The organism is Arthrobacter sp. CAL618, from assembly GCF_000468215.1.
In the GTDB taxonomy this organism is placed as follows: Bacteria; Actinomycetota; Actinomycetes; order Actinomycetales; family Micrococcaceae; genus Arthrobacter_D.
This window is the reverse complement of record NZ_ASZW01000235.1, coordinates 1-7,278: the sequence shown is the minus strand read 5'-3', so window position 1 is coordinate 7,278 and position 7,278 is coordinate 1. Positions and strand designations below refer to the sequence as shown.

7 protein-coding genes are annotated in these 7,278 nt (G+C 66.9%); 1 reads left to right on the top strand and 6 read right to left on the bottom strand.

The genetic code is table 11. The features are described 5' to 3' along the window. Positions 1–41: 41 nt before the first annotated feature. The gene (rpsD, locus tag K728_RS0114075; RefSeq protein WP_019482828.1) at positions 42–668 is read right to left on the bottom strand and encodes a 30S ribosomal protein S4; all 627 of its coding nucleotides are present in this window, start codon (positions 666–668) and stop codon (positions 42–44) included. 277 nt (positions 669–945) lie between these two features. Beyond that, positions 946–2,340 carry a replication-associated recombination protein A gene (locus tag K728_RS0114070; RefSeq protein ID WP_024477095.1) on the bottom strand — a complete coding sequence of 465 codons (1,395 nt, stop codon included), beginning with the start codon at positions 2,338–2,340 and terminating at the stop codon, positions 946–948. Between the two features lie 92 nt (positions 2,341–2,432). Here K728_RS0114070 and K728_RS0114065 point away from each other — a divergent pair, with 92 nt between their 5' ends. Further along, positions 2,433–3,110: an acVLRF1 family peptidyl-tRNA hydrolase gene (locus K728_RS0114065; protein WP_024477094.1), complete on the top strand. Its 678-nt coding sequence runs from the start codon at positions 2,433–2,435 to the stop codon at positions 3,108–3,110. 114 nt (positions 3,111–3,224) lie between these two features. Here the strand turns inward: K728_RS0114065 and rpe are convergent, their stop codons facing one another. The 4 genes from rpe to def form a co-directional block, all read right to left on the bottom strand. Further along, entirely contained in the window at positions 3,225–3,899 is a 675-nt protein-coding gene (rpe, locus tag K728_RS0114060; protein ID WP_024477093.1) for a ribulose-phosphate 3-epimerase, read from the bottom strand. A 120-nt stretch (positions 3,900–4,019) separates the two neighbouring features. Beyond that, the gene (locus K728_RS0114055; RefSeq protein ID WP_024477092.1) at positions 4,020–5,588 is read right to left on the bottom strand and encodes an RsmB/NOP family class I SAM-dependent RNA methyltransferase; all 1,569 of its coding nucleotides are present in this window, start codon (positions 5,586–5,588) and stop codon (positions 4,020–4,022) included. Between the two features lie 13 nt (positions 5,589–5,601). Next, complete coding sequence (gene fmt, locus K728_RS0114050) at positions 5,602–6,546, bottom strand: methionyl-tRNA formyltransferase (protein WP_024477091.1); 945 nt, start codon at positions 6,544–6,546, stop codon at positions 5,602–5,604. After that, positions 6,543–7,151, bottom strand: coding sequence for a peptide deformylase (gene def, locus K728_RS0114045; RefSeq protein ID WP_019482834.1), 609 nt, complete (start codon positions 7,149–7,151; stop codon positions 6,543–6,545). Before def ends, fmt begins: the two co-directional genes overlap by 4 nt. Positions 7,152–7,278 lie beyond the last annotated feature (127 nt).

Here is a 7,278-nt window from a genome sequence, read left to right as displayed (position 1 = left end):
CGGGCCTTTGAGCGCCGGTCCTTGCTGTAAAAGCTAAGGAACTAGCGTGCGTAGTACTCCACCACGAGCTGCTCTTCGCAGGTCACTGGGACCTCGGAGCGCTTCGGGCGGCGCACCAGGCGCGCCTGGAGCTTGTCCAGCTGGACCTCCAGGTAGCCGGGTACTGCGGGCAGCACATCGCGGTGCGCGCCTGCGGCGGCAACCTGCAGTGGGTCGAGGACCTCACTGCGTGGGTGTACGTGAATGAGCTGTCCTTCGGCGACGCGGTAGGACGGGCGGTCAACGCGTGAACCGTCGACCATGATGTGACGGTGAACGACGAGCTGGCGAGCCTGCGCGCTGGTGCGGGCGAAGCCGGCGCGGAGCACCAGGGCATCGAGACGCATTTCGAGCAGTTCAATCAGGTTCTCACCGGTCAGGCCCTTGGTGCGGCGAGCTTCCTCGAAGACCCGGGTCATCTGGGCTTCGCGGATGCCGTACTGGGCGCGCAGACGCTGCTTTTCGCGCAACCGTACAGCGTAATCGCTGTCCTGCTTGCGGCGGGCGCGTCCGTGCTGGCCGGGCGCGTACGGCCGACGTTCCAGATACTTTTCGGCCTTAGGGGTCAAAGCAATGCCGAGGGCACGCGAAATGCGAACCTTACGGCGGGCACGTGTGTTGTTAGCCACGAATACCTTCCATTATTTTTGCGGCAAAGTTGCGCTGCTGCCCAGTTGGTTTCCCAGTTGAACGGCAGGCACTTTCAGTGTCGCTGGCCTCCACTTGCGGAGAGCCGGGAGTGGCCGCTTCCCGGTACTACAGTTCGCAGTGCGCGCAGCCCTGCCCCGAAGTGAACCGCCGGAGCGGGTCATGCCTGAATGAACCAAACCTTCGATGGTGGGTTGCGCAGAACGCGACTTGCCAGTCAACCGTCAATCCTAGCAGTGCTGCGGGCACCGAGCTGAATCACTTGCCGCGGATGATCCGCCGCAGTCGGGCGAGCCTGGAGCCAATGTCCCGTTCGGCCCCACGATCGGTGGGCTGGTAGTAGTCGTGGCCGGTCAGATCATCAGGTGCGTATTGCTGCGCGGCGATGCCGTGCGGCTCGTCGTGGGAGTAGAGGTAGCCGCTGCCGTGCCCCAGTTGTTTGGCCCCCGGGTAGTGGGCGTCCCGCAGGTGCTGCGGAATGCCCTGCCCCCGCCCGGCGCGCACATCGGCAACGGCTGCGTTGATTCCGTTGTACGAGGCATTGGATTTGGGCGCCGTCGCGATATGCACCACCGCCTCGGCCAGGATGATCCGCCCCTCGGGCATGCCGATCAACGCGACGGCCTGTGCTGCAGCGACGGCCGTTTGCAGGGCGGTCGGATCGGCCATCCCGACGTCCTCGGCGGCCGAGATCATCAGCCTCCTAGCCACGAAGCGAGGGTCCTCCCCCGCCTCCAGCATCTTCGCTAGATAATGCAGCGCCGCGTCGACGTCGGACCCCCTCAACGATTTGATGAAGGCACTGGCGACGTCGTAGTGCTGGTCGCCGGCACGGTCGTAGCGCAGGGCGGCCACGTCGACTGCTTTCTCGGCATGTTCGAGCTGCACCAGAACCTGCTCCCCGGGCTCGTCGGTGGCCGAGTGGGCCACCCCGGCTGCGGCTTCGAGGGCGGTCAGTCCCCGGCGTGCGTCCCCTGCGGCCAGCCGAACCAGGTGTTCGAGAGCGTCGTCGCTGACCCGAACCGACCCGTCGAGTCCCCGCGGATCATTCACCGCGCGGGTCAGGAGATCGGCGATGTCCGCCTCGGTGAGAGGTTTCAGGGTTTGCAGCAGGGACCGGGACAGCAGGGGTGATACCACCGAGAAGGAGGGGTTTTCGGTGGTGGCGGCGATAAGCACCACCCAGCGGTTCTCGACCCCGGGCAGCAGCGCGTCCTGTTGTGCCTTATTGAAGCGGTGAATTTCATCGAGGAAGAGGACCGTGGTGGTGCGGTGCAGATCGCGGGCGGTGAGGGCCTCGTCCATCACCCGGCGGACGTCCTTCACCCCGGCGGTAATGGCCGACAGCTCAACAAAGGTCCGGCCGCGACCCCGCGCAATCACATGTGCGAGGGTGGTCTTACCGGTGCCTGGCGGCCCCCAGAGGATCACCGAGGACGGTCCTGCCGGGCCGGTACGGTCGGCGTCGCCCGCCAGGGTCCGCAGCGGCGACCCTGGGCCGAGGAGGTGTTGCTGACCCACCACTTCGTCAATTGAACGCGGCCGCATCCTCACGGCCAGGGGGCTGCGGTGGCGTTCGGCACTGCTGACGCTGTGGCTGGTGACGTCGTCGTCGTCGTCGGACCCGTACGCCGCGCTGAATAGATCATTCACACAGCCAAGGCTACTGTGAAGCACTGACGGTCGGGCTATCGGCAGCCGGCCCAGCTGAGGGACAACCAGTCGCAGAGGAAACGGAGACGCTAGTGGGATCACCGCGCCAGGTGCTGGTGTCACCCGAGCGGCTGCCCGGCTGGGTGGAGCGGTTCAGTGCGGGGAACGGCGGTTTGGCTCCGACCGACGGGCTCGACCACGACGCCCGGTCGCGCGGGGCGCTCATGCTCCGCGGCGCCAACGGCTGCGTGGCCGTGCTCCACCCGCCCGGGGAGTCCGGCGGGGAGTCCGGCGGGGAGTCCGCCGGGGACAGCCCGGGGGGCCCAACGGTCGATGACCTGGTCGCGGCGGCCACCAGCCAGCGTCTCATTGGGCTGCTGCTGGTACGCCGGGGCGGCTATGCGGTGGGTGTGGCCGAGCACGGCAAGCTGGTGGCGTCGAAGACCGGCACCAAATATGTCCAGTCCCGGACCGCGGCCGGCGGCTGGTCACAGCAGCGCTTCGCGCGGCGGCGGGCCAATCAGGCGGCCGGGTTGGCCGATGCAGCAGCGGTTCATGCGGCGCGGCTGTTCGCCGAGCACAGCCCCGGCAGCCTGCAGCTGGGCGGAGACCGGCCGCTGGCCAGCGAAACCCTGGCGAACCCGGTCCTGCGCAGCTATCGGGCGCTGCCGCAGCTGGCATTCCTGGTGGTACCCGATCCGCGGCTGGACATCCTCAAGCAGGCAGCAATCGACGCCCGCTCGATCAGGATTACCATCACCGACCCGTGACTCGGGTGCGGGTTGATGCATCGCTGAGCCGGTTGCGGTGCCGGTTACCGGTTGATGCGTCGGTTGACCTGCCTCAGCCGGTTGATGCGTCGGTTGACCTACCGGTTGCCGGGCTTACCGGCGTTCGTCCGAGGCGCGTTGGGCGGCGTCGCGGAGACGTATGACAGCCTGATCGGGATCGTCCGCACCGTACACCGCGGAGCCTGCGACAAAGACTGTTGCCCCGGCGTCGGCGGCCCGGAGGATGGTGTCCTCGGTGATGCCACCGTCCACCTGAAGTGCCACCGGCAGACCGCTCCCCCTGATCGCTTCGGCCGCGCGCCGGATTTTGGGCAGCATGACGTCGAGGAACGGCTGGCCGCCGAAACCGGGTTCGACCGTCATGATCAGCAGGAGATCCAGTTCGCCCAGGAGGTCGAGGTAGGGTTCGACGGGTGTCGCCGGGCGTAGCGCCATGCCTGCCTTGGAGCCGATGCTGCGCAGTTCGCGGGCCAACCGGATCGGCGCCGCCGCTGCTTCGGCATGGAACGTCACTGAGGCTGCACCGAGTTCGGCGTAACCGGGAGCCCACCGGTCGGCGTCGTCAATCATGAGGTGCACGTCCAGCGGAAGGCTACTGACTTCGTGGATCCGTTTGACCACCGGAAGACCAAGGGTCAGGTTGGGGACGAAACTGTTGTCCATGACGTCCACGTGCACCGCATCAGCCGACGCAATACGTGCGAGCTCTGCCTGCAGGTTGGCAAAGTCGGCGGACAGGATGCTCGGGTTGATGCAACAGGCGGTCATGGCGCTCCTTGGGCGGGGACAACTTCGGGTGGCTTCCCTCAACCTACCCGCCGAACCGTGAGCTCTGGCGACTTCCGTAGCGTTTCCAGGGTTTACTCGTCGTCGGAGTTGTGGATATCTTTACGCAGTGCGGCGGATCAGGGCCAGATACATCGCATCCGTGCCATGGACGTGTGGCCAGAGCTGGGCTGTCGACTCGTGCCCGGCGGCCAGCGACCCGGTGAGGCTGACGCCGTCGAGGACAGCGCCCGCGTCGATGAGTTCGACGTCGTCACGGCGGCGCAGGCAATCCTGGACCACCGCCGAGGTCTCGGCCGGGTGCGGGGAACAGGTCACGTAGGCCACAACTCCCCCGGGTCGGACGGCCGTCAGCGCCGCGGCCAGGAGTTCACGCTGCAGCTTTCCGAGTCCGGCAATGTCGGAAGGCTTGCGCCGCCAGCGGGCTTCCGGGCGGCGGCGCAGCGCGCCGAGTCCGGTGCAGGGGGCGTCCACCAGGACGCGGTCAAAGGTGTCGGGAAAATCCTCGGCGACCGTTCGACCGTCGCCGACCCGGACGGACCAGACCGCAGGGTCGAGCGGCCGGAGTGCCTGCCGCACCAGCTGGGCCCGGTGCTCCAACGGCTCATTGGCCACCAGCGTGTTGCCCCGCTGCTGTGCCAGGGCACCCAGCAGTGCCGACTTGCCGCCGGGGCCAGCGCACAGGTCCAGCCACTGCTCGGAGTGGCCGGCAGCGCCGGTTTTCACCGACCCCGCTCCGTCTTCCGCCGCCTCCGGTTTCACGGCTTCCGACTCAACTGGCTCCAGCTTCACTGCCGCGAGGGCACGGGCAACCAACTGGGATCCGGCATCCTGGACCCGGGTGGTGCCGGTCCTGATGCTTTCCAGGCGGCCGACGTCGCCCGCTGAGAACAGTGCCGATCCTTCGGCCAGCTCCCCGGGAACAGCCCCGGCTTCGAACGCCTCATCGAGGGACCCCAGCCCGGGGAGTGCCAGTAAATTGACTACCGGTGCCGCGTTGTTCGCCGCGAGCAGCGTTTCTATCTCGGACACGTCCCGGCCGTGGTCGACGAGGGCCTGCCGGAGCGCCCGGACAATCCACTCCGGGTGGCTGTGGGTAAGCGAACTGATCTTGGTGGCATCGGTCAGGCCAGCGGTGAGTTCTGCTGTCCACTCCTCAAGGGATTTCGATGAAACCCGCCGCAGGACTGCATTGATCAGAGCCGACGGTCCGGCACCGATGACGGCGCGGGCGAGGCCGACGGTCTGGTCCAGTGCAGCATGAGCGGGAACCCGCATGGCGAGCAGCTGGTGCGTGCCGATCCGCAGGGCATCGAGGATGGCAGGATCGAGCTTCTCCAGGGGGCGGTCGACGCACTTCGCCAACACCGCGTCATACGTGCCCTGGCCGCGCAACGCTCCGTAGGCCAGTTCGGTGGCAAAGCCTGCGTCGCGCTTGTCGAGCTTGTGTTTGCGGATGCTGACCGGCAGCACCAGGTTGGCGTAGGCGTCGTCGGCGGCGACGGCGCGGAGCACCTCGAAGGCGACCAGTCGTGCCGGGTCGGCGCGTCGGGTCCGCTCCGATGGTGCGGCGGTGGAGAACCCGCGCGGCTCTGACCTGTTACGTTCCCGTCCGGCCGCATTGCGACGGCGGTCGGAACCGCCCGCTTTGCCCTGCCCTGGATTGCTCACGAAAATAACCTCGTCACGAAAAAACCAGCTCTCCTTGTTGAAGGGCGCCGCGCGCCCAGTCCTGTGCACGCATCATCTTTTTCCCAGCAGGCTGAATATCGCCCAGCACCACGGGAGTGGAGCCTGTTCCGACCAGCACGGCAGCGCCGGCCATCGTCACTTCGCCCGGGGCGAGAGCCGCAACCGCGTCCGCACCCACATCGGGATTCGCGACCCACGGCGACACCGGGCCCACCTTTACCCGCTGATCACCCAGCTGGGCCCAGGCGCCCGGCTCGGGTGTCACACCATTGATCCGTCGGCGGACAGCAAGAGCCGGCTGGCCCCAATCCACCCGGGCATCGTCGATGGTGAGTTTGGGTGCCAGGCTGATATCTCCCTGTTGGGGAACTGCCACGGCCTGGCCGGCCGCGATGGCCGACAGGGTCTGGACCAGCAGGACGGCGCCACTGTGGGCTAGCCGTTCCAGCAACTCGCCACTGGTGTCGCTGGGTTGCACCGTTTCGGTCATGGTACCGAAGACCGGCCCCGTGTCGAGGCCCGCTTCCAGGCGGAAGGTGGAGGCTCCGGTGATTTCGTCGCCGGCGATGACTGAGTGCTGCACCGGGGCGGCACCGCGCCAGGACGGCAGCAGCGAGAAATGGAGGTTGATCCAGCCATGCTGCGGCAGCTCCAGCGCTGGCTGCGGAACCAGCCCGCCGTAGGCAACGATGGCTGCCACTGCGATATTGAGGTCGGCAATCTGCGCGGTGACTGCGCCGTCAATCCGGTTGGCGCGAATGACCGGGAGATTTAGTTTAGCTGCTCGGGCGGCTACCGGACTGGGCGTCATGATCCGTTTACGGCCCAGTGGCGCGTCTTCACGTGTCAGCACCGCGACGACGTCGAACCCGGCAACCACCAGCGCGTCGAGGGAGGGCACCGCCACGGCCGGAGTGCCTGCAAAGAGCACCCTCATGATCGTCTGGCCCCACTCCGGCTCGTCCCAGTGGTCGGTCGGGCGGTTGACGCTCCGAGCCCGAAACTGGAACCGAGTGACTGTGACCGGTCACGGGTGGTCTGGTCGGCAACCGAGGAGTAGGCCGAGCTCCGGATGGCACGCATGGCGGCTTTGCGGTGCTCCCCGTCGAGGCGTTCGATGTACAGGGAGCCGTTGAGGTGGTCGGTCTCGTGCTGGAAGCAGCGGGCGAGCATACCGGTGCCCTCATAGGCGACAGCGTCACCATGGATATCCACGCCAGTCACCCGCGCCCAGTCCGCGCGCTTCAACGGGTAGCCGAGTCCGGGGATCGACAGGCAACCTTCCAGTTCCTCGTCCCCGGTCCCGGTTTTTACCTCCAGGACAGGGTTGATGACGTACCCGGAAACGTCGTCGATCCTGAAGGTGAAGACCCTCAGGCTCACCCCCACCTGGGGCGCTGCGAGTCCGGCGCCATGCACGTCGTCCATGGTTTCCATCATGTCGGAAACCAGTCTGGCGAGCTCGGGTCCAAAACTGGTGACCTCGGCAGAGGGGGTTCTCAGTACCGGGTCGCCGATGATCCGAATGCTCAAGACGGCCATGCTCTCCGTGGTCCTAACGTTGGGAATACTTCACTTTGGGTCGATGCCATTCTAGGCGCGAACCTCGTCGACCTCGGTCAAAGGAAGGCTAGCCGACCATCCCGCCTACCGTGACGCCCGCGGCGGG

Bases quoted from the DNA above. Each gene is read 5' to 3' on its own strand.
- fmt (WP_024477091.1), bottom strand. From the start codon at position 6,546: ATGAGGGTGCTCTTTGCAGGCACTCCGGCCGTGGCGGTGCCCTCCCTC.
- def (WP_019482834.1), bottom strand. From the start codon at position 7,151: ATGGCCGTCTTGAGCATTCGGATCATCGGCGACCCGGTACTGAGAACC.
- rpe (WP_024477093.1), bottom strand. From the start codon at position 3,899: ATGACCGCCTGTTGCATCAACCCGAGCATCCTGTCCGCCGACTTTGCC.